We start from the raw sequence: 21,393 nt of genomic DNA on the forward strand, positions 1-21,393 counted from the left end.
GTTCGTATGGATGGAGGAACAATACTACTTCTTCGACAGCATATAAATCCCGGCCAGCACCAGCGCGGTGCCGCCCAGTTGCCAGTTGGTCACCGGCTCGCCCAGGATGAGCGCGCCGAGGAACAGGGTCGAGACCGGGCCTATCATGCCGGCCTGCGAGGCGGTGCCGGCGCCGATGCGTTGCACCGCGCTCATGGTCATAAACACCGGCAACACCGTGCAAAAGATGCCGTTCACCAGCGACAGCCAGTACACCGGCGCCGGCTGCACCAGCAGCGAGGCCGGGCGCAGGAGGAAGAACTGGGCGATGCAGGCCGCGCTGGAGACGCACATCGCGTAGGCCACCAGGCGCAGCGAGCCCAGGCGCTTTACCATCTCGCCGGAGGACAGCAGGTAGAGCGCGTAAGAGCTGGCCGAGCCCAGCACCAGCAGCGAGCCCAGGCCGATATTCGGCCCGCCGCCCTTCAAGTCGTGCAGGAACACCAGCACGATGCCCGCGTACGACAAGGCCAGCGCCAGCCACTGCCTGCGGCTGATGTGCTGCTTGAGGAACAGGGTGGAGATGATCAGCACGAAGGTCGGCGTCAGGAACAGGATCAAACGCTCCAGGCCGACCGAGATGTACTGCAGGCCGAGGAAGTCGAGGAAGCTGGACAGGTAATAGCCGATCAGGCCCAGGCCGACCAGGCGCCAGCGGTCCGCGTTCGACAGCGGCGCCTCGGTGCGCATCTTCCACAGCGCCACGGCGGCGAACACCGGCAGCGAGAAAATCATGCGGAAAGCGATCAAGGTGACCGCGTCGATGTGGTAGCGGTACAGCAGCTTGGCGACCACCGCCTTGGTCGAGAACAGCACCGCCCCGCCCACGGCGATGGCCAAGCCGCCGAGGTAAGCCGAACGATGCAAGGGAGGTTGAGACAGGCCGGTTGCGCTTTTATCCATATGCGATTGTAAAGCGAATCGCCCCAGCCCGCTGGCGGCGGCCTGAGCCGCATGGGGTACCCGCCGTCCCCGTCGGCCCCTAATGCCATTAAGTCGGGCAATCGCACTTCGAAAGCGTGCGAGGTATGGGTTCCCGCTTCCGCGAGAACGACAGTTTGCTTGTCGTTCCCGCGCAGGCGGGAACCCATACTGAGCCAAATGCACGGCGCCAATCGCTTAACTTAACGGCATCAGGGTCCGACGGTGTCGCAGGGTCCTCCAGTGCGGCTCAGGCTGCTTGGGACTAGCCTATCGTTACAGCGGGAATGCCGGCCGCTACCGTGGCGGTCGTGCTGCGGGCGATCACGCTGGCCGGGGCGGCGCCGCCGACCAGCTTGTTCACTTGCTTGAATTGCGCGACCAATTTCTCCGCCGTGAGCGTCACCACCGTGTAGCCTTGGGCGTCGGTGTTGACGTGCTTGAGCCAGGGGTTGTTGCCCAGGCCGGCCAGCTGCTGGGCCAGCGGCAGGAGCTGCCCGCTGAAGTCGCTGTTGGCTTTGAGGCCGGCCAACAGGGCCGCCACCGTTGCCTCGAGCTGGGCTTCGGGCAGGCTGCGCGCCAGCACGCCGCGCAGCTGCACCCGCACTTGCTCGAGCAGGCTGTCCACCGTCGGCGCGGCCTTGCCCATCGTGTAGTCGAGCAGGTTGACGCTGATGCCGACCGATCCCAGCCCCGGCACCGGCAGCGTCAGCGGGAACGACACCAGCGTCGCCAGGTCGCCCAGGCTGGCGGCGGCGTCCTTCAAATAGGTGAAGAAGGAATCCGAGCTGAGGCCGGCCGACACCAGGTCCACCATCACCGGCATGCCGCCGCCGGCCGCGTCGAAGTCGTCGTGCACGGCGCCGGCGAAGAAGGAGTGGATGTCGCCCGTCAGCGCCACCACGTTGCCCACGCTGTTCGCTTTCAGGTGCGCCATCAGCGCCTTGCGCTCGCCGTTGTAGCCGTCCCATTGGTCGCAGTTGAGCAGGAAACGGCGGAAGTACGGCGCCAGCGCGGCCTGCTTGCCGGACGCGGTCACATACGGCGATTCGACCTTCTTGGCGATGATGTCGGGCTTGATCCAGCCGAAGGCGATGTATTGCGCTGCCGCTCCGGCCACGGCGGCGGCGGTCCCGCCGGCCGCCGCCGCATTGACCGCGGCGCCGAACGCGGCCACGGCGACGCTGGCGGCGCCGGCGGACAGCCCGGCGGCGACAGCAGCCGTAAGCTGGGCGCTGGTGTCTTTTGCGGCGGCCGCCGCACCCGCGATGGCCATGGCGCCGGCCTGCGCCTGCGCGGGCGCCGCACCGGCCGTGGCGGCAGCCACGATGGCAGCTGCCACCGGCAGGCTGCCGCCGGCCAGCGGCGCAGTCGTGACGATGGAGGTGGCCAGCGGCGTCACCGCGTTCAGCGCCAGCAGGGTGGCGATGGCGTCGGTGCCGTTCAAGCCCATGCGCAGCAACGATACTTCATTGCCCCACAGCTTCCAGGTCGCGGTGGCGCCCTTCATCTTGTCCATCCACCAGGCGCGCTGCGCGTTGCCCAGCATGCTGACCGGCGTCAGCGGATCGGCCCCGGCCTTCACGGCGGCCGCCATCTTCTGCGCCTCGGCGCCGCTGCACAGGTCCTGCGCCACCAGGTAGCGCGCGCCCACGCTGCCCAGCGGCTGGCCGGTGGCCGGATTCGGCGTCGATTCGGGAATCATGTGGTCGGCGCGGTACAGGCGCTGGTCCGTCATCACCAGCTGCATCAGCGTGCCGAACTGGAAATCGCGGTAGATCTGGATATTCTGGAAGCCGCTGCCGGCCGTATCCAGGCTGACGTCGGCTGGCATGAATTCGAACCAGGCCTGGTTGGCGTTGCGGCGCCGCTGCGTGGCGCGCACGTCGTTCGAACCGGCCTGGGATTCGTAGGTCTGCACGTCCTGCCAGGCGTCGTCCGAGAATTCGTGGTCGTCCCAGATGGCGATGAAGGCGAAGCGCTCGTGCACCGCCTGCAGGCGCGCGTCGGTGCGGTATTTCTTGTACAGGTAGCGGTAGTCGGCCAGCGAACTGGCGTACTTGACGCCGGACGCGCCGCTCTTGAAGGTGCCGTCCGGCAGCACGAGCGCGTCGTGGCGGCTTTCCACCGCGCCAGCCTGGAAGGCCTCGCCCACCGTCTCGTAAATGTAGTCGCCCAGGTGGACGATGAAGTCCAGCGTCTCGTTGGCGGCGATATGGCCCAGCGCGCCCCAGTGGTTGATGCTCCAGTCCTGGCAGGTCAGATAGGCGAACTGCAGCTGCGCCACGCTGGCCGAGGCGGCCGGCGCGGTCTTGAAGCGCGCCACGTTGGAGCGTACCTCGCCGGCGGCGAACTGGTAGTAATAGGTGGTGCCCGGCTGCAGCCCGGTCAGCTTGTGGCGCACGGTGTTGTCGTATTGCCCTTGCGCGGCGACCTTGATGTTGACCAGCAGGCTGCCCGCCAGCGCAGCATTGCTGCCGATGGCCTTGCTGTTGTCCTCGCTGCTGACGAGCAGGCGCAGCACCACGTCCTCGCCGGCGGCGACGCTGGCCACCGGATCCAGCGCGGCCGCCACCACGCGCGTCCACAGCAGGATGGAATCGGCGCGCGGATCGCCCGAGGCCACGCTTTGCGGGAATTTCCAGGCCGTGCCGGCCGCCGGCGGGAGCCCGGGCTCGACATACTCGGCGCTGCCGCCGCAGCCCGCCAGGCCGCCGGTCGCCGCCGAGACGGTGATGAAACCCCCGAATTTCAGAAATTGCCTTCTATCCATTTCGTTCCCGCCAGTAATAAAGTTTGGACGGAAATCTTAGCAAAAACTTATTTCACAAAGGTGACACGCGTGGCCTAAATTACATGACCCACGGAGCCAGCCGCGGCGCCACGGCGGTTCCGGAAGGTGGCCTTATGTTAAAATATCGGCCTCACTGGCATACCGTCGAAGGAAGATTGAACATGGCTGGACACAGCAAATGGGCCAATATCAAGCATAAAAAGGCTGCAACGGACGCGAAACGCGGCAAAATCTGGACCCGCCTGATCAAGGAGATCACGGTTGCGGCCCGCATGGGCGGCGGCGACCTGACCTCCAATCCACGCCTGCGCCTGGCGGTGGACAAGGCGGCCGACGCCAATATGCCGAAGGACAACGTGCAACGCGCGATCACGCGCGGCACCGGCGGCGAGGACGGCGCCAGCTACGAGGAAGTGCGCTACGAGGGCTACGGCATCGGCGGCGCGGCCATCATCGTCGACTGCATGACCGACAACCGCGTGCGCACGGTGGCCGAAGTGCGCAACGTGTTCAACAAGAACGGCGGCAACATGGGCAACGAAGGCTCGGTGGCCTTCATGTTCAAGCACTGCGGCCAGTTCCTGTTCGCGCCCGGCGTGAACGAGGACAAGCTGATGGAAGCGGCCCTGGAAGCGGGCGCCGAAGACGTGGTGGCCGACGAAGAAGGCGGCTTCGAAGTCATCTGCGGTCCGCACGACTTCTCCACCGTCAAGGACGCGCTGGAAGCGGCTGGCTTCAAGGCCGAAGTGGCCGAGATCATCATGAAGCCCGCCACCGAAACGGTGTTTACCGGCGACGACGCGGCCAAGATGCAAAAGCTGCTCGACGCGCTGGAAAACCTGGACGACGTGCAGGAAGTATTCTCCAACGCCCTGATCGAAGACTGATCGCGGCCAGCGCTTTTTTTTGCTTTCCCCCGGCGGCCGCAGGGCCGCTCTCCCAGTTTTAGATTTGAGAACGGTCCTATGAAAATTTTGGTAGTCGGCTCAGGCGGCCGCGAACACGCACTGGCCTGGAAATTGGCCCAATCGGAACGCGTGCAGATGGTGTACGTCGCTCCGGGCAATGGCGGCACGGCGCGCGACGGCCGCCTGCAGAACATCAACATCACCGACCTGCACGAGCTGGCCGCGTTCTGCGAGAACGAGCACATCGCGCTGACCGTGGTCGGTCCGGAAACGCCGCTGGCGGCCGGCATCGTCAACCTGTTCCGCGCACGCGGCCTGAAGGTGTTCGGCCCGACCCGCGAAGCGGCGCAGCTCGAATCGTCGAAGGATTTCGCCAAGGCCTTCATGCAGCGCCACGGCATCCCGACCGCCGAGTACCAGACCTTCTCGGACGTCAAGCAGGCGCACGCCTACCTGGACGCCAAGAGCGCGCCCATCGTCATCAAGGCCGACGGCCTGGCCGCCGGCAAGGGCGTGGTCGTGGCGATGTCCATGGAAGAAGCGCACCAGGCGGTCGACCACATGCTGGCCGACAACCGCTTCGGCGACGCCGGCGCGCGCATCGTCATCGAAGAATTCCTGGCCGGCGAGGAAGCGTCCTTCATCGTCATGTGCGACGGCAAGAACATCCTGCCGCTGGCCACTTCGCAGGACCACAAGCGCCTGCAGGACGCCGACCAGGGCCCGAACACCGGCGGCATGGGCGCCTACTCGCCAGCCCCCATCGTCACCCCGGCCATGCACGCGCGCGTGATGCGCGAGATCATCAACCCCACCATCGCAGGCATGCACAAGGACGGCATCCCGTTCACCGGCTTCCTGTACGCGGGCCTGATGATCGATGCGGCCGGCAATCCGAAGACGCTGGAATTCAACTGCCGCATGGGCGACCCGGAAACCCAGCCCATCATGGCGCGCCTGAAGACGGACTTGCTGACGGTGATGGAACACGCCGTCAACGGCACGCTGGACGCGGTGGAACTGGAATGGGACCGCCGCACGGCGGTGGGCGTGGTGCTGGCAGCCGGCGGCTACCCGGACAGCCCGCAGAAGGGCGACATCATCGACGGCATTCCGGCCGAAACGCCTGAAGCGGTCACCTTCCACGCCGGCACCACCGACGCGGACGGCAAGCTGGTCACCAACGGCGGCCGCGTGCTGTGCGTGGTCGGCCTGGGCGACAGCATCAAGATGGCGCAGAAGCAGGCTTACGAAACAGTCGACAAGATCCACTTCGACGGCATGCAATACCGCAGCGACATCGGCTGGCGCGGGCTCAAGCACTAAACCGAACTGCACATTAAGTATGGATCCCCGCCTGCGCGGGGATGACACGCCGCTTGTCATTCCCGCGAAAGCGGGAATCCATGCATGCTACAATCCCGTCCTTCCACTTTTTATCCCTCCCGCCGAATGTCGTCTTCGCCCTCCCCTGCCGCCGTCAAGGACTACCTGCTCGACCTGCAGAACCGCATCGTGCAGGCGCTGGAGACGCTCGACGGCACGCCTTTCCTGCGCGACGCGTGGGAGCGCCCGGAAGGCGGCGGCGGCATTTCGCGCCTGGTCGAGGAAGGCAATGTGCTCGAGCGCGGCGGCTGCAATTTCTCCCACGTGACCGGCGCGGCCCTGCCGCCCTCGGCCGCCGCGGCCCGCCCGGAACTGGGCGGCCGCGCATGGGAGGCGACCGGCGTCTCGCTGGTGCTGCACCCGCGCAACCCCTACGCGCCGACAGTGCACATGAACGTGCGCTTCTTCAGCACCACGGCCGCCGACGGCACGCCGGTGTGGTGGTTCGGCGGCGGCATGGACCTGACGCCGTACTACGGCTTCGAGGAGGACGCGCGCCATTTCCACCAGACCTGCGCCGACGCGCTGGCGCCCTACGGCGACGAACTGCACCCGCGCTTCAAGCGCTGGTGCGACGAGTACTTTTACCTGAAACACCGCAAGGAAGCGCGCGGCGTGGGCGGCATCTTCTTCGATGACTTCAACGCCGCCGGTTTCGAGCAAAGCTTCGCCATGGTGCGCAGCGTGGGCGACGCCTTCCTGGCCGCCTACCTGCCGCTGCTGGAGCGCCGCAAGGACACCCCATACGGTGAACGCGAACGCGATTTCCAGGCTTACCGGCGCGGCCGCTACGTCGAATTCAACCTGGTGTTCGACCGCGGCACCCTGTTCGGGCTGCAGTCGGGCGGACGCACCGAGGCCATCCTGATGTCGATGCCGCCGGTCGTGAAATGGCGCTACGACTGGCACCCTGAACCCGGTTCGCCGGAAGCGGCGCTGTACACCGACTTCCTGCCGCACCGGGACTGGCTGGCTTAGTGCCCGTCACCTTGCCCGTCACCTTGCCGGCGCCCATGCAAGACACCATGGCACGCCGCGTCGCCCTGCTGGGCGGCACATTCGATCCGGTACACGCAGGCCACGTCGCACTGGGCGCGCATTTCATGGCGCTGCTGCAGGCCGACGAGCTGTGGGTGATGCCGGCGCTGCCGTGGCAGAAGGCCGCGCTGGCAGCGAGCCCGCAGCAGCGCGCGGAGATGGTCGAACTGGCCTTCGCCGGCCAGCCCTACCCGGTGGTGGTGGACAAGCGCGAGCTGCAACGCGGCCAGCCGACCTACACCGTCGACACGCTGCGCGAGCTGCGCGCCGAACTGGGGCCGCAGACTTCCATCGCTTTCCTGATGGGCGCCGACCAGCTGCAGCGGCTCGATACATGGCATGACTGGCAAGATTTATTCGGGCTGGCGCACTTGTGCGCGGCGGCCCGCCCCGGCTTCGAGCTGGGCGCCCTGCCCCCGGCAGTGGCACAAGAATTCGCCCGGCGCGCGGCTACGCCCGAGCAGATAAGAAACACGCCGTCTGGACTGACCTGTCTGGCGCCCGATCTGGCGCTGGATGTGTCGGCCACCGGCATCCGTGCGGCATTACAACGCGGAAATAAGCCAGGCTCGCTATCCTTACTTATTCCGCCGGTAGTGCTAGACTATATTGAACAACATAATCTTTACAAGAAATAATGGATATTAAAAAACTGCAAACCCTCGTCGTGGACGCCCTGGAAGATGTCAAAGGCCAGGAAATCGCACTGTTCGACACCACCCACCTGACCAGCCTGTTCGATCGCATCGCCATCGTTTCCGGCACTTCGAACCGCCAGACCAAGGCGCTGGCCGCCTCGGTGCGCGACAAGGTCAAGGCCGCCGGCGGCGACGTCGTCGGCATGGAAGGCGAGGACACCGGTGAGTGGGTGCTGGTCGACCTGGGCGACATGATCGTCCACATCATGCAGGCGCCGATCCGCGCTTACTACCGCCTGGAAGAGCTGTGGGGCGACAAGCCGGTCAAGCTGGGCGCGGCCAAGCGCAAGTCGACCACCGAAGGCGCGGAAGCGAGCGTGCCCAAGAAAGTGTCGAGCCACCTGGCTGCCGGCAAGACCGAGAAGGCCGCCGAGCCTGTCATCGAGAAGAAGGCCCCGGCCGCGCGCAAGCCCGGCGTGACCAAGGCCAAGCCGAAAGCGGCCGCCAGCGACGACGTGGCAGTGAAGAAGCCGCGCAAGAAAGCCACCCCGATCGACCCGTCGGTCCCGGAAGGCAAAACCGTGAAAGTGGGCGCGACCAAATCGCTGACTGCCTCCACCAAGGCCAACCGCGAAGAGAAGGCCAAGGTCGCCTCCAAGCTGAAGGCAGCCGCCGAAGCGCCAGCCAAGACGGTCATCAAGCGCCTGAAAAAAGCCGCCGCCGAGTAAGCAGTGCAGCTCATTATCGCGGCGGTCGGACACAAGATGCCGGCCTGGATCGAGTCCGGCTTCGGCGAGTACACGAAGCGCATGCCGCCCGAGCTGCGCATCGTGCTCAAGGAAATCAAGCCGGTGGAGCGCTCGGGCAGCAAGACGGCCGCCACCGCCATGGCGCTGGAACGCGAGCGCATCGAAGCGGCCCTGCCGAAATCGGTGCGCATCATTGCGCTTGACGAACGCGGCAAGGACCTGACCAGTGTCGGCCTGTCCCAGCAGCTGGAGCTGTGGCAGCAGGACGGCCGCGACACCGCCTTCCTGATCGGCGGCGCCGACGGGCTGGACCCGGCGCTGAAGGCCAGGGCCGAGGGCCTGATCCGTATTTCCAGCATGACGCTCCCCCATGGGATGGTGCGCGTGATGCTGGCCGAACAGTTGTACCGCGCGTGGACAATCACGCAGAACCACCCTTATCATCGCGTGTAGAACGGTGAAAGAATAAACCATGAAACCGATCGACAAACGGATCTACCTCGCCTCCAAGAGCCCGCGGCGGCGTGAACTGCTGCGCCAGATCGGCATCGATTTCGAACTGCTGCTGCTGCGCAGCGACGGTCCGCGCGGCGCCGACGTCACCGAGGCCGTGGTGCCCGGCGAGACCGCCTATGAATACGTAGGGCGCGTGGCGGCCGAGAAAGCCGCCTTCGCCTGGAACCTGGTGCAGCGGCGCCATCTGGTCTCGCGCCCGGTGCTGGCGGCCGACACCACCGTCACGGTGGACGGCGCCATCCTCGGCAAGCCGGCCAACAATGCCGAGGCGGTGGCCATGCTGGAACAGCTGTCGGGCCGCACCCACCAGGTCATGACGGCCATCGCGGTGCACCACCACAACCTGGCGCTGCAGCTCACGCAAGTGTCCGAAGTGCGCTTCGGCCCGCTTTCGCCCGGCGCCATCAAAGCCTATTGCGCCACCCAGGAACCCTACGACAAGGCCGGCGGTTACGGCATCCAGGGCCTGGCCTCGCTGTTCGTCGAGCACATCGAAGGCAGCCATTCCGGCATCATGGGCCTGCCGCTGTACGAAACGGCCCAATTGCTGCGCCAGGCAGGTTTGCCGTTGCCCTAAGGGCGTGTATGATCTTCGTTCATAACCATAGCGGCAACATTCCATGAACGAAGACATCCTGATCAACATCACCCCGCAAGAGACCCGGGTCGCCCTGATACTGCAGGGCGCCGTGCAGGAACTGCACATCGAGCGCACGCTCACGCGCGGCCTGGCGGGCAACGTCTACTCAGGCAAGGTGGTACGCGTGCTGCCCGGCATGCAGTCCGCCTTCATCGACATCGGCCTGGAACGGGCCGCCTTCCTGCATGTGGCCGACATCTGGGAAGCCCGTCCGCACGACGGCCAGAACGCCGCCCCCACGCCGATCGAGAAGATCCTCTTCGACGGCCAGGTGCTGACGGTGCAGGTGATCAAGGACCCGATCGGCACCAAGGGCGCGCGCCTGTCGACGCAGATCTCGATCGCCGGCCGCATGCTGGTCTACCTGCCGCAGGACAACCACATCGGCGTGTCGCAGAAAATCGAAAAAGAATCCGAGCGCGAATCGCTGCGCACGCGTTTGCAGCAACTGCTGCCGGCCGAGGAAAAAGGCGGCTACATCGTGCGCACGCAGGCCGAGGACGCGTCCGATTCCGACCTGGCCGCCGACGTCGACTACCTGCGCAAGACCTGGGGCGCGATCTGCCACGGCGGGCGCACCCTGCCCGCCACCAGCCTGCTGCACCAGGACTTGAGCCTGGCCCAGCGCGTGCTGCGCGACTTCGTGCACGACGAGACGGCCACCATCCAGGTCGACTCGCGCGAGAACTACATCGCCCTGACCGACTTCGCCCAGACCTACACGCCCAGCGTGCTGCCGCGCCTGCAGCACTACACCGGCGAGCGGCCGCTGTTCGACCTGTACGGCGTGGAGGAAGAGATCCTGCGCGCGCTGGGCCGGCGCGTGGACCTCAAATCCGGCGGCTACCTGATCGTCGACCAGACCGAGGCGATGACCACCATCGACGTCAACACCGGCGGCTTCGTCGGCGGGCGCAACTTCGCCGACACCATCTTCAAGACCAACCTGGAGGCGGCGCACGCCATCGCGCGCCAGCTGCGGCTGCGCAACCTGGGCGGCATCATCATCCTCGACTTCATCGACATGGAGAACAGCGAGCACCGCAGCGCGGTGCTGACGGAGTTGAAAAAGACGCTGGCGCGCGACCGCACCAAGGTGTCGGTGAGCGGCTTCTCGGCGCTGGGGCTGGTGGAAATGACGCGCAAGCGCACGCGCGAGTCGCTGGCCCACATCCTGTGCGAGCCGTGCCCGGCCTGCGCCGGCAAAGGCCAGGTGAAGACCTCGCGCACGATCTGCTACGAGATCCTGCGCGAACTGCTGCGCGAAGCCAAACAGTTCAACCCGCGCGAATTCCGCATCCTCGCCTCGCAGGAGGTGGTCGACCTGTTCCTGGAGGAGGAATCCCAGCACCTGGCGATGCTGGGCGACTTCATCGGCAAGAAGATCTCGCTGCAGGTGGAGAACTCCTACCACCAGGAGCAGTACGACGTGATACTGATGTGAAGAGGCTGATAGCGCCGCTATCCAGCGCTGCTTGAGCCTACGCCGATCGCAAACGCTTCGGCATAGCGGGATGCCTCATCCTCCAGGCGATCGCGAAAATGTTCGTTGATGACGGTCGGTGCCGGTACGGTAGTGCCATTTGGCGCGGCGATAACGCGCTCCGTACCCGCTGTAAATTCGCCGACGATGGCGATGGCCAGATCGGGCGGACGCTGGGCAAGAAACTGCGCGACTTTTTCCGATGGCAGGACATACGCAAGCGCCCAATCTCCCACGCCGAATGCCAGCTTCACGGCGTCCATGCCGAGCGCCCGCCCCGCTTCCGCCGCCAGCGGATGCAAGGGCAGCGCGGCGCCCTGGATCGTAATCCCGACGCTGTCGCCGCAAAAAATGTCGATCGCATCCGCCAGTCCGTCGCTCAGGTCACACGCCGCCGCCGCGACCTGCATCGTCGACATGGCGCGGGCGGTGCCTATCTGGGGCAAGGGATGAGAAACATAGCGCCACAGCCGCTCGTTCACTCCGGAGTGACAAACATCGTCGCTGGCACGCAACAGGGCGTAGGCCCCCATAAATCCACCGACCTGGCCGGCAATGACCAGCTTGTCACCAGGCTTGGCGCGGCCCCGCCCGAGTTCCAGGCCACGCCCAACCACGCCGAACGCCGACCCGACCACCTGGGCATCAGCGCCCTCCTTCGTATCGCCGCCCACAAAGCTGACGCCATGTTCTTCGCAGGCGCCCTGGCAACCCGCAACAATGTCGGCGATGTCGGCCGCATCATAGTCGCCGGGCACGATGATCGACACCATGAACGACTTCGGTTCAGCACCCACCGCCAATAAGTCGCTGAGATTCGACACCACCGCCAAACGGCCCCATACTTTGAACCAGTCCGGATTCCGGCCACGCAGGACCGGGCGGGCGGCACGGTCGATCTTGAAGGCGATGTTCTTCTCAAGTCCGATGTCGACGATGCTGGCGTCATGGCCGAAGCCATTCACAAAATTTTTGTCGACACGGAGCGACGGCAGCAACCCTCGGAGAAACTCCTTCTCACCCATCGATTTCATGCTAGGCATACGACCTCTTTAATTCGAAAACAAGCTACGCTATTTCTTATTCGGGGAAGGCATCGCCAGGGCATCCAACTGACGCTTCAATTCAGCCAGTTGCTCCTTTTGCGCTTCAATCGCCTTATTCTGCGCCTCCAGAATATCCTCCTGTTTTTTGCCTTTTTCTTCAGCAAACTCGATTCTGCTTTTCAGCGTGTCGTACTGTGTCATCACAACGACCGCCGGTACCGCAAACAGCAGGGCTGTCACGGCAAGCATCGTCCCCAGCGCCCCGACCACCACTTTCCACGTGCGCTTGGTCTTGGCCTCCAGATCCTGCAAGCTGCTGACTACACGCCGCTTCAAGGATTGCTCCAACGTCGCGACATTATTCGAGCGCGCCGTGTTGCCGCACAGCACCCCGGTCACCTTGCTGAACTCCATCGTCACAATCCGGCAGCCCTCCTGAAGCTGGCACGGCTGATTGGACAAGTTGTGCAACATCACAATCACATAGCCATTGTAGCCGGGGTCAAATGGCGGCTGAGCCGCCAGCATCAGGCCTGAGTTGATAAAGGTCATCCTGAGGGATACTCTGGCGATCAAGTCATCCGGCAGTGCGATCTTCTCTTTGCATCGCACATAGCACACCGCATGGGGCGGAATATCAAAAGACTGCCCATCGCGCAGTGGCGTCGATTCCAGCGGCATTCCGCTGCCTTCGTTCCCGGGCTTACTGATCAGATATTCGGCTCCGACCGTCAAGTCATAGGACGCGCGGCGCAAATTTCCAGCCGAATACGGGGCGATTAATGTCGAACTAATAAACGCAATCTCGCCATCGGACAAAATCATGAACTCATCCCAGTCTTTTTATAATAGTGTCCAGTTTCGAACGCAGTAACGGGACAGCGATACCAGCTTTGGCTGAAGCATTGGTCGCGTCCGGGCCATTCGGCCTCAGCACAATCGCATCTTTTGCCCGGCGCGCCCATAGCGACAGCGTAATAGTGCCCTCATCTATGGCCACGACCTGGTGCAAAAGATTTTCATCCACGCAGTAGACACTGCCTGCATGATGCTCGTCAAACGAGTATTTTTCCAGACCAGTGTAGCCCGATAGAACGCTGCCACCGACACCGGTCGATTCATCGAAACGATACTGATACTCGGAATACCCGTCGCCGGGAATCTTCCGATAATGCGCGTGTCTGAGGCTTCCATTGAGCACGCGGGACGCGAACGATGCGCAATGGCTATGAATATCCTGGCGGGACTCAACAACAGATGAAGGCCAATGATGCAAGCGCAGCCATAATCCGTTGGCAGACACTTTGCCGATGACGTATTTTTCAAACTCAAGTTGATGAATGTAGGAATCCGCCGCAATCGCCGACAGCAATGCCTCACTGGCGATGACATCCGCCAATGCCTCAATAACGAGAGCCTTGTCGATCGTCCGCAAGAACGCCATCGCAGTGGACTTACTGAAATCCAACGATGCCATTGTTTCGATCAACTTTTTATAGCTAGACATTTTTTCCCGGTACAAGAAAGAAGCCCTCCTCAGGCGCGCAGCGATGATAGCCCGGAGCGATGCCGCAAGCAAATCGTACACCACACCTTGGCACGGGGCGACGTTGGTCAAGAGCTTACCGCCATCATAGCAGCGCACGCGGCGCGCAGCGGCGCCGCGTAGCCTAAGCCGCAAGCATCGCGCGGCGTGCTACGCTGGCGTTATATCCCTTCGGAATTTCCCTGTTTATGCCGCTACGCATGCACACGTTCCCCGCCTTGGCGGCGCTGCTGATGGCGACCGGCCAGCCGCTGGGCGCCCAGCCGTCCGCCATGTACGTCTACGAGGTGGCGCCCCTGTTTTATCGCGACAAGGGCGTGCCGCGCGGCGTGCTGTACGAGATGATGCTCGATCTGCGCAGCCGCACCGGCCATGCCGGCCCGGTCATCGCGGTGCCGCTGCGCCGCGAACTGGTGTTGCTGAGCGGCGCGCCGGATTCGGTAGGTACGCTGGCGCGCTCGCCGCTGCTGGAAAACCAGTACCGCTGGCTGTGCAAGCTGTGGGAAGACCGCATCTTGCTGGTGGCCAGCGCGGCGACCGATGTGGGCATCGCCACGGTCGAGGAGGCGCGGGCATTGCGGCTGGGCGTGGTGATGGGCAGCCCGTCGGAGGAACTGGCCCGCGCGCTGGAGTTCACGCGCATGGAGCCTGCGGTCAGTTCGGCCGCCAATGCGGGCAAGCTGGCCAGGGGACGCATCGACGTGTGGATGGTGGCGCAGAGCATCGCCGAGCACGAGCAGCGCCAGCTGGGCTCCGCCGCACTGCGCCTGCGCCTGGGCGCGGTGCTGCAGCCGGTCCACGTTTATCTGGCGGCCGGGCGCCGCATGGACGATGCCAGCGCCGCCAGGTGGGAAAAAGCATGTGCCGACATGCAAAAAGACGGCACGCACGCACGCATCCTGCAGCAATACGGTTATCGGGGCTTTGCGCCCGAGTGAGCCACAGCTCGCCGGCGCGGCAACCATCCAGTATGCCGACCGGCGCAGGCACGACAGCGCTTGATCGCGGCGCGCAGCTTAGGCCGCGCGCGCTGCCGGCGCGCTGTGCACGCGGTTGCGGCCGGCGGCCTTGGCGGCGTACAGGGCCTGGTCGGCCGCTTCGATCAGCGCGCCCGGCTCGTCGACGCCGCGCTGCGGCCGCACGGCGGCCACGCCGGCACTGATGGTGACCACCCCGAAGGCGCTGCCTGCATGCGGGATGCGCAGTTCGAAAATGGCCTTGCGCACGCGCTCGGCCACCGCCTGCGCCCCGGCCAAGTCGGTCAGCGGCAGCAAAATGCCGATCTCCTCGCCGCCGTAGCGCGCCGCCAGGTCGCCCGGCCGCTTCGGCGTCTGCGTGCGGATCGCCTTGCTGATCGTGCGCAGGCAGTCGTCGCCCGCGCTGTGGCCGTACAGGTCGTTGAACTGCTTGAAGCTGTCGACGTCGATCATGATGAAGGCCAGCTCGGTGCCGGCCCGTGTCGCGCGGCTGAACTCGCTGCCCAGGGTGACGTCGAACTGGCGCCGGTTGGCCAGCCCGGTCAGCCCGTCCTGCAGCGCCAGCTTCTCCAGGCTGCGGTTCAGGCTCTCGAGCGCGTCGCGCGCCTTCAGCAATTCCTTCTCGGCCTCCAGCCGCATCTCGATCTGCTGGATCAGCCGCTTGCCGAACAGCGCCAGCAGCACCGCCAGCAACAGCACGCCGCAGGAATGCAGCATGGTGTCGCGGCGCCAGCCTTCGAGCACCTCGTCGCGCGACAGCGCCGCCGTCACGAACAGCGGGTAGCGCTCCAGCGCGCGGTAGCTGTTCAGGCGCAGTTCGCCGTCCTGGGTGGAACGGAAAAAACCGGTGCCGGTGCGGCTGGTGCTCTGGAACTGCCGGTAGATCGGCGTGTTGACGATGCTCGAACCGATGCGGTTTTCGTCGAACGGCCGCCGCACCAGCATCATGCCTTCGTTGTGCAGCAGCGCCACCGCGCCGTGCTTGCCGATGTCCAGGCTCTGGTAGAAGGCGGTGAAATAGTCGAAGTCGATGGTGGCCAGCGCCACGCCGGCGAAACCGCCGTCGGGCCGGTTCAGGCGGCGCGACACCGGCAGTACCCATTTGCCGGTGGAGCGGCTCACCACCGGCACGCCGATGTGCGGCCCGGCATCGGTGTGGGTGCGGTGGAACACGAAGTATTCGCGGTCGGCGTTGTTATAGGCCAGGTTCATGACCGGGCGCGAATTGACCACCCAGTTGCCGGCCTCGTCGTACACGAACAGGCCATTGAGCTGCGGCAGGCGGTTCACCTGCGCCACCATGAGCCGGTGCAGCCGCTCCATGGCCGGGGCGGAGGCGCGGACGGTCGCGGCGGCGTCGCTTTCAATGCGCTCGACGATGTCGGCCAGGCAGGTGTCGGCGGCGGTGATGGTGTCGTCCGCGTGCTGCGCCATCGCGCGCGCCAGGTTGGACGTGTTGCGCTCGGACGCGCCCAGCAGCTCGGCGCGAGCGTTCAGGCTGCGCCAGCCGTCGATCGCCACCAGCGACAGGCAGACGACTGCAACGAACACGGCAGCCCAGAAGGTGAGGGGAAACCGCCTGGTGCCGGGCGCCCGGTCGGGCAAGCGGTCACGCCGCCGCTTAAGGAGTCGCTTAGGGAGCCGCTTAGGGAGTTGCTTAAGGAATTGATCAAGCATACGGGTAAGCATACGCCAGGCCTGCGCGCGCCGGGATGGAATAGACGATATACCCCACTCAGCGAGGCGAAGCCAGCATGGGCTGCAGCGTCTGCCAGACCTGCGCCGGCGCGATCTTTTGCATGCAGTCCTGGTGGCCCAGCGGGCATTCGCGCTGGCGGCACGGCGCGCACTCGAGCCGCAGCGAGATCGAGGCGGCGATGTCGGAGAACGGCGGCGCGTGGCCGGGATCGGTCGGGCCGTAGATGGCGATCACCGGCCGGTTCAGCGCCGAGGCGATGTGCAGCAGCCCGGAATCGTTGCTGACCACGGCGCCGGCCTGCGCGATCAGGGCCACCGCCTCGGCCAGCCTGGTGGCCCCGGCCAGGTTGTGCACGGCGGCGGCGGCGGGGCCGGCGGCCTGCACTACCTCGGCGCACACCTCCTTGTCCTTGGGCGAGCCGAGCAGCGCGATCTGGGCTTGCGGATCGGCCGCCACGATGGCTTGCGCCAGGGCGCCGAAATGGCCGGCCGGCCAGCGCTTGGCGGAACCGAATTCGGCGCCGGGCGCGAAAGCCACGATGGGGCGCTGCGGGTCCAGCCCGGCGCGCGCGCAGGCGGCGGCGATCTGCTCGCCGCTCGCTTGCAGCGCCGGGCGCGGCACAGTCTGCGGCGCCGCGTCCGGCGCCTGCGCCAGCGCCGCGTAGAACGGCACCATGGGGCGCGGCGGCACGTCGTCGAAGTGCATCACGTTGATCAGGCCGTAACGGCTTTCGCCCTTGTAGCCGACCCGCTGCCGGATGCCGGCCAGCCAGGGGATGAGCGCGTACTTGAGCGTGTTCGGCAGCACGTAGGCTGCCGCGTAGCCGCGCCGGCGCAACTGGCGCGCGTAGCGCCAGCGCTCGCGCAGCTGCAGCGGGCCGTGGCGGAACGGCGTTTCCAGCACCTCGTCCACCTCGGCCATCTGGCGCCACACCGGCGCCACCGAGGGCGGCGCCAGCACGTCGATGGGGCGCTCCGGATGGGCCGCGCGCAGCAGGCGCAGCAGGGGCTGCGCCATCACGGCGTCGCCTATCCAGTTCGGTGAAATGACCAGCGTGCGCGGGCCTGCCAGGTCGCTCATACGGTTTTTCCTTCGTCCTGCGCGTTCAGGCAAAAGCCCATCAGCAGGAACAGCATCTGTACGTAGAACATGGTGCTCAGGATGGACCAGAAGATGACCTCGGTCAGGCCGAAGCTGAAATAGCCGACCACCAGCAGCAGGCCGGCCAGCGCGGGGGCGATGACGGCCGGGCTGGCCGACTCGTGGTTGCGCAAGATGCGCAGGAAAAACAGGAACGGCGCCAGCATGGACAGCAGGTAGACCAGCAGCCCGGGAATACCGCCGTACACCAGCACGTGCATCATGTCGTTGTGAAAATGCTCGGCGTCCAGCACGAAGGGTTTCAAGCGCCCCGCCGCCACTTCGCGCTCCAGCTCGGCGTGGATTTCCCTGGTGGTGGAGATGCGCCACGGATGCTCGGCGGCCAGCGCCAGGCCGCCCTTCCACAATTCCAGGCGCACGCCGACGTTGGTGAAGGCGTTGCCGCCCTTGACGTAGTTGTCGACGTCGCTCACGCCCTGGCGCAGGCGCTGGCGCACGCCGGTCTGCTCGACCAGGAAGCTGCCGGCCAGCAGCACCAGCACCACCGCCAGCAAGCCCTTGGCAGCGCGCGAGCGCAGGAAATGGCCGTATTTGAGGAACAGCAGCGCGGCGAAAATGATGGCGATCCAGCCGCCCCGGGTGCCGCTGGCCACCGACCCGAGCAGGCCGGCCAGCGCGCCCAGCGCCGGCCACAGCGCCTGCCGGCCCTTGAAATCGAGCACGCCGGCCAGGCACATCATGCCCATGCAGAGCTCAATGTCGCCGAATGTTATAGAATTAATAAAGCCGCCGGGGCGGTCGATCCGCAGTCCCCAGCGCTGATAGCAAATAAACACCGCACCGCCGACCGTGCCGGCGATCAGGCCGGCCCACAAGGCCTTGCGGCTGGGCCGCACGGCCAGCACCGCCAGCAGCACGGTTACGCAGAAAAACATACGGCTGGGCTTCTCCAGCGCGCGGATACCGATGTCCGCGTGCACCAGCATGCCGGCCAGCGCAAAGGCGAAACTGCAAGCTAACGCTGTTAAAACGAAGCGGATCTCAGTAAGATGGCGCACAAACCGGGGTTTGGCGGCGCGCCAGCAGAATGCCGCGGCCAGCAAAAAGCCAAATCCCATCGCGCTCACGCCGAAGCGCGTGACCAGCGCCAGGGTGGGCAACAGGAAGACCAGGCTGTGGATGAGATAAGATAGTGCGTTGTCTTGCAGAATGTTTTTTTTTGTAAAAGTATTATTCATTAATGTTTTGTGAGCTTATTCTTGCAAAAATCAGCACAGGCAGCATCCACTTCATGCAACAAGCGTCAAAAATTTCCGTCATTATCACGACCTACAACCGGCCCGACGCGCTAGCGGCGGTGCTCGAGGCATGCTTCTGCCAGGATGATAATCATTTCGAAATCATTATCGCTGATGACGGCTCCACCCACAACACGCGCCAGTGCATAGAGAACCTGAAGCGGCGCTCGCCGGTGCCGCTGCTGCACGTGTGGCAGCCGGACGAGGGCTTCCGCGCCGCGCGCGCCCGCAACCAGGGCATCCTGGCCGCCAGCGGCGACTATGTGATCTTCCTCGACGGCGACTGCATGCCGCAGCCGAGCTTCATCAGCCAGCACCGCAAGCTGGCCAAGCCGGGCTACCTGGTCACCGGCAGCCGCGTGCTGCTCAGCCCCGGCTACACGCTGCGCCTGCTGGCCGAGCGCATCAGCCTGCGTGGGCTGACCTGCTGGGACAAGCTGAAGCTGCGCCTGGCCGGCGACCTGAACAAATACTTGCAGACCGTGCTGACCCTGCCGGACTTCGGCCGCGAAAGCCGCCGCTTCAGCTGGCGCCGCATCAAAAGCTGCAACCTGGGCGTGTGGCGCAGCGACCTGGCCACCGTGAACGGCTTCGACGAGAGTTTCCAGGGCTGGGGCCACGAGGACTCCGACCTGGTGGTGCGCCTGTTCAACGCCGGCGTGATGCGCAAGGAAGGCGCTTTCGCCACCGAGGTCTACCACCTGTGGCACAAGGAAAACGAGCGCAGCCTGGAAGACCGCAACCGCCACATCGTGCTGCAGCGCGCCGCCGACAAGACCGTGCTGGCGGCGCAGGGCCTGCGGCCGGCGTTCCCGTCCACGCCTGCCCACGCCGCGTCCGCCCTTCCCGTCAGCGCCGCCATGCCCAGCCCCTACAGCATCAGCATCATCATTCCGGCCTACAACGCGGCAGCCTTTATCGCCGCTTGCCTGGGCCCGGTGCTGGCGCAGATGGACGCGCGCCACGAACTGATCGTGGTCGACGACGGCTCGACCGACGGCACCGCAGCCGCCGCGCGCGCCCTGTTTGAAGCCAACCCGCACTGCGCGGCGCGCGTGCTGACGCAGGCCAACCAGGGCATTTCCGGCGCCCGCAACGCCGGCCTGGCACAGGCCAGCGGCGAATACATCCTGTTCATCGACAGCGACGACGAGCTGCAGGCGGGCGCGCTGGCGCACCTGGACCGCGTGATCGCCGCCGAGCGGCCGGACGTGATCGCCACCGGTTTCCGCATGTGGCACCCGGACGCGCCGGGCAAGGACCGCGACATCGCGCTGAGCTACCAGCCGGAAACCCTGCTGCGCGAGCGCGACGGCCTGATGGCGACCTTTTTCGCCGACCGCCACATGTATGTGTGGTGCAAGATATTCCGCCGCGACATCTACGCCCAGCTGCCGGCGCCGGTCTTCCCGTCCGGCCGCCTGTTCGAGGACGTGGCCGTGGTGCCGCGCCTGCTGCTGCGCTGCGCCAGCCTGTACTACGTGCCGGCCGTGCTGCTGGCCTACCGCCAGCATCCGCTCAGCATCACGCGCGTGATCAGCGCCGGCTGGTGCGTGGACTTCGCCTCGGCGCTGGCCTCGGCCAAGCAGGACTTCGAACAAGCCGGCGCCAGCGCCGCCGTGCGCGCCCAGTTCGACGCGGCCGCCTGCCACTTCTATATCGGCGCCATCAAGAATTCCTACCAGCTGCCCGCCGCGCAGGGCAAGCTGGCCCGCAGCGACGCCACGCAGGCCTTCCTGGCAGGCCTGTTTACGCCCCTGCGGCAGGTGCTGGCCAGCATGAGCGACGGGCAATTGATCTCGACCAGCCACAAGGCCGACCTGCGCACCGCGCGCCAGGTGCGCAGCGCGGTGGCGGGCAGCGTGGCGTTCCATCTGCAGCAAACCATCAGCCGCAGGGTCAAGCTGTGGCAGCGCATGGCGCGCACCCGCGCCGTGCAGCGCGAGGCGCAGGCCGGATAAGCAGCCCGGCGCGCTGCGCCTAAGCCGCCAACTAAGCCGCCATCTCAGCCGGCGTCGAGCATGGCGATGCGCACCAGGTCGGCCACGTTGCCCACGCCCAGCTTGCTCATCAGCCGCGCCTTGTGCACCTCCACCGTGCGCACGCTGATGCCCAGCGCCGGCGCAATCTCGCGGTTGTGCCGCCCCAGCACCACCAGCTCCATCACTTCCCGTTCGCGCGGCGTGAGCTCGCGCAGCAGCTCGCGCGTGTCCGCACGCGCGCTGCTCTGGCGCCGCTGCCGCGCTTCCGACGAGAAAGCCTCGTCGATGGCGGCAATCAGCTTGGCGTCGTCGAAGGGCTTTTCCAGGAAGTCCAGCGCCTGCGCCTTGAAGGCGGCGCGCGCCTGCGCCACGTCGCCGTGGCCGGTGACGATCACCACCGGCACCCGGTTGCCCAGCTGCGCCAGGCGCTGCTGCAGCTCCAGCCCGTCCATGCCGTGCATGCGGATGTCGATCAGCATGCAGCCGGCCCACTCCGGCCGCCACGCTTCCAGCACCGCTTCGCCGCTGCCGAACACGGCGGTGCGATAGCCGCGCACGCCCAGCAGCATGCCGAGCGCGTCGCGCACCGAGGGGTCGTCGTCGACGATAAATACGGTCAGATCCAATGTCAC

The 21,393-nt window shown here is 65.7% G+C and carries 19 protein-coding genes; 10 read left to right on the forward strand and 9 right to left on the reverse strand.

Going from position 1 to position 21,393, the window contains the following annotated elements:
• Nucleotides 1-24: 24 nt before the first annotated feature.
• Both ACSQ8Y_RS28935 and ACSQ8Y_RS28940 read right to left on the reverse strand, forming a co-directional pair.
• Nucleotides 25-942 carry a DMT family transporter gene (locus ACSQ8Y_RS28935; RefSeq protein ID WP_436270029.1) on the reverse strand — a complete coding sequence of 306 codons (918 nt, stop codon included), beginning with the start codon at nucleotides 940-942 and terminating at the stop codon, nucleotides 25-27.
• 283 nt (nucleotides 943-1,225) lie between these two features.
• The gene (locus tag ACSQ8Y_RS28940; RefSeq protein WP_436270030.1) at nucleotides 1,226-3,733 is read right to left on the reverse strand and encodes an alkaline phosphatase D family protein; all 2,508 of its coding nucleotides are present in this window, start codon (nucleotides 3,731-3,733) and stop codon (nucleotides 1,226-1,228) included.
• Nucleotides 3,734-3,915: 182 nt separating this feature from the next.
• Between ACSQ8Y_RS28940 and ACSQ8Y_RS28945 the strand changes: the two genes are divergently transcribed.
• The 8 genes from ACSQ8Y_RS28945 to rng all read left to right on the forward strand — a co-directional run bounded on the left by ACSQ8Y_RS28945 (nucleotide 3,916) and on the right by rng (nucleotide 11,073).
• Entirely contained in the window at nucleotides 3,916-4,641 is a 726-nt protein-coding gene (locus ACSQ8Y_RS28945; protein WP_436270031.1) for a YebC/PmpR family DNA-binding transcriptional regulator, read from the forward strand.
• A gap of 78 nt (nucleotides 4,642-4,719) precedes the next feature.
• Nucleotides 4,720-5,988 (forward strand): phosphoribosylamine--glycine ligase, encoded by a 1,269-nt coding sequence (purD, locus tag ACSQ8Y_RS28950; RefSeq protein WP_436270032.1) that lies wholly within the window; start codon nucleotides 4,720-4,722, stop codon nucleotides 5,986-5,988.
• 126 nt (nucleotides 5,989-6,114) lie between these two features.
• On the forward strand, nucleotides 6,115-7,026 hold the full coding sequence (gene hemF / locus ACSQ8Y_RS28955; protein ID WP_436270033.1) for an oxygen-dependent coproporphyrinogen oxidase: 912 nt from the start codon (nucleotides 6,115-6,117) through the stop codon (nucleotides 7,024-7,026).
• A gap of 35 nt (nucleotides 7,027-7,061) precedes the next feature.
• Nucleotides 7,062-7,724: a nicotinate-nucleotide adenylyltransferase gene (locus ACSQ8Y_RS28960; protein WP_436270034.1), complete on the forward strand. Its 663-nt coding sequence runs from the start codon at nucleotides 7,062-7,064 to the stop codon at nucleotides 7,722-7,724.
• Nucleotides 7,724-8,452: a ribosome silencing factor gene (gene rsfS / locus ACSQ8Y_RS28965; RefSeq protein ID WP_436270035.1), complete on the forward strand. Its 729-nt coding sequence runs from the start codon at nucleotides 7,724-7,726 to the stop codon at nucleotides 8,450-8,452. Before ACSQ8Y_RS28960 ends, rsfS begins: the two co-directional genes overlap by 1 nt.
• A 3-nt stretch (nucleotides 8,453-8,455) precedes the next feature.
• Entirely contained in the window at nucleotides 8,456-8,926 is a 471-nt protein-coding gene (rlmH, locus tag ACSQ8Y_RS28970; RefSeq protein ID WP_436270036.1) for a 23S rRNA (pseudouridine(1915)-N(3))-methyltransferase RlmH, read from the forward strand.
• A 19-nt stretch (nucleotides 8,927-8,945) separates the two neighbouring features.
• Entirely contained in the window at nucleotides 8,946-9,566 is a 621-nt protein-coding gene (locus ACSQ8Y_RS28975; protein WP_436270037.1) for a Maf family protein, read from the forward strand.
• Nucleotides 9,567-9,609: 43 nt separating this feature from the next.
• Complete coding sequence (rng, locus tag ACSQ8Y_RS28980) at nucleotides 9,610-11,073, forward strand: ribonuclease G (RefSeq protein ID WP_436270038.1); 1,464 nt, start codon at nucleotides 9,610-9,612, stop codon at nucleotides 11,071-11,073.
• 17 nt (nucleotides 11,074-11,090) lie between these two features.
• Here the strand turns inward: rng and ACSQ8Y_RS28985 are convergent, their stop codons facing one another.
• From ACSQ8Y_RS28985 to ACSQ8Y_RS28995, 3 genes are read right to left on the reverse strand one after another with little or no spacing between them, the layout of a single operon-like run.
• Nucleotides 11,091-12,155 (reverse strand): thiamine-phosphate kinase, encoded by a 1,065-nt coding sequence (locus ACSQ8Y_RS28985; RefSeq protein WP_436270039.1) that lies wholly within the window; start codon nucleotides 12,153-12,155, stop codon nucleotides 11,091-11,093.
• A 30-nt stretch (nucleotides 12,156-12,185) separates the two neighbouring features.
• Nucleotides 12,186-12,983, reverse strand: a complete 798-nt coding sequence (locus tag ACSQ8Y_RS28990; RefSeq protein WP_436270040.1) for a dCTP deaminase domain-containing protein — start codon at nucleotides 12,981-12,983, stop codon at nucleotides 12,186-12,188.
• 4 nt (nucleotides 12,984-12,987) lie between these two features.
• The gene (locus ACSQ8Y_RS28995) at nucleotides 12,988-13,776 is read right to left on the reverse strand and encodes a hypothetical protein (protein ID WP_436270041.1); all 789 of its coding nucleotides are present in this window, start codon (nucleotides 13,774-13,776) and stop codon (nucleotides 12,988-12,990) included.
• 128 nt (nucleotides 13,777-13,904) lie between these two features.
• On the opposite strand from ACSQ8Y_RS28995, the gene ACSQ8Y_RS29000 reads away from it, so the two are divergent.
• Nucleotides 13,905-14,642, forward strand: coding sequence for a substrate-binding periplasmic protein (locus ACSQ8Y_RS29000; protein ID WP_436270042.1), 738 nt, complete (start codon nucleotides 13,905-13,907; stop codon nucleotides 14,640-14,642).
• A gap of 78 nt (nucleotides 14,643-14,720) precedes the next feature.
• Here ACSQ8Y_RS29000 and ACSQ8Y_RS29005 read toward each other — a convergent pair whose 3' ends face one another.
• The 3 genes from ACSQ8Y_RS29005 to ACSQ8Y_RS29015 all read right to left on the reverse strand — a co-directional run bounded on the left by ACSQ8Y_RS29005 (nucleotide 14,721) and on the right by ACSQ8Y_RS29015 (nucleotide 18,719).
• The gene (locus tag ACSQ8Y_RS29005; RefSeq protein ID WP_436270043.1) at nucleotides 14,721-16,232 is read right to left on the reverse strand and encodes a diguanylate cyclase domain-containing protein; all 1,512 of its coding nucleotides are present in this window, start codon (nucleotides 16,230-16,232) and stop codon (nucleotides 14,721-14,723) included.
• 184 nt (nucleotides 16,233-16,416) lie between these two features.
• Nucleotides 16,417-17,460, reverse strand: a complete 1,044-nt coding sequence (gene waaF, locus ACSQ8Y_RS29010) for a lipopolysaccharide heptosyltransferase II (RefSeq protein WP_436270044.1) — start codon at nucleotides 17,458-17,460, stop codon at nucleotides 16,417-16,419.
• Nucleotides 17,457-18,719, reverse strand: a complete 1,263-nt coding sequence (locus ACSQ8Y_RS29015) for an O-antigen ligase family protein (RefSeq protein ID WP_436270045.1) — start codon at nucleotides 18,717-18,719, stop codon at nucleotides 17,457-17,459. Before ACSQ8Y_RS29015 ends, waaF begins: the two co-directional genes overlap by 4 nt.
• Nucleotides 18,720-18,772: 53 nt before the next feature.
• Between ACSQ8Y_RS29015 and ACSQ8Y_RS29020 the strand changes: the two genes are divergently transcribed.
• Nucleotides 18,773-20,740 carry a glycosyltransferase gene (locus ACSQ8Y_RS29020; protein WP_436270046.1) on the forward strand — a complete coding sequence of 656 codons (1,968 nt, stop codon included), beginning with the start codon at nucleotides 18,773-18,775 and terminating at the stop codon, nucleotides 20,738-20,740.
• A gap of 44 nt (nucleotides 20,741-20,784) precedes the next feature.
• On the opposite strand, the gene ACSQ8Y_RS29025 is transcribed toward ACSQ8Y_RS29020, so the two are convergent.
• Nucleotides 20,785-21,393 carry a response regulator transcription factor gene (locus ACSQ8Y_RS29025; protein ID WP_436270047.1) on the reverse strand — a complete coding sequence of 203 codons (609 nt, stop codon included), beginning with the start codon at nucleotides 21,391-21,393 and terminating at the stop codon, nucleotides 20,785-20,787.

The organism is Pseudoduganella sp. LjRoot289, assembly GCF_964252925.1.
Taxonomy (GTDB): Bacteria; Pseudomonadota; Gammaproteobacteria; order Burkholderiales; family Burkholderiaceae_D; genus Rugamonas.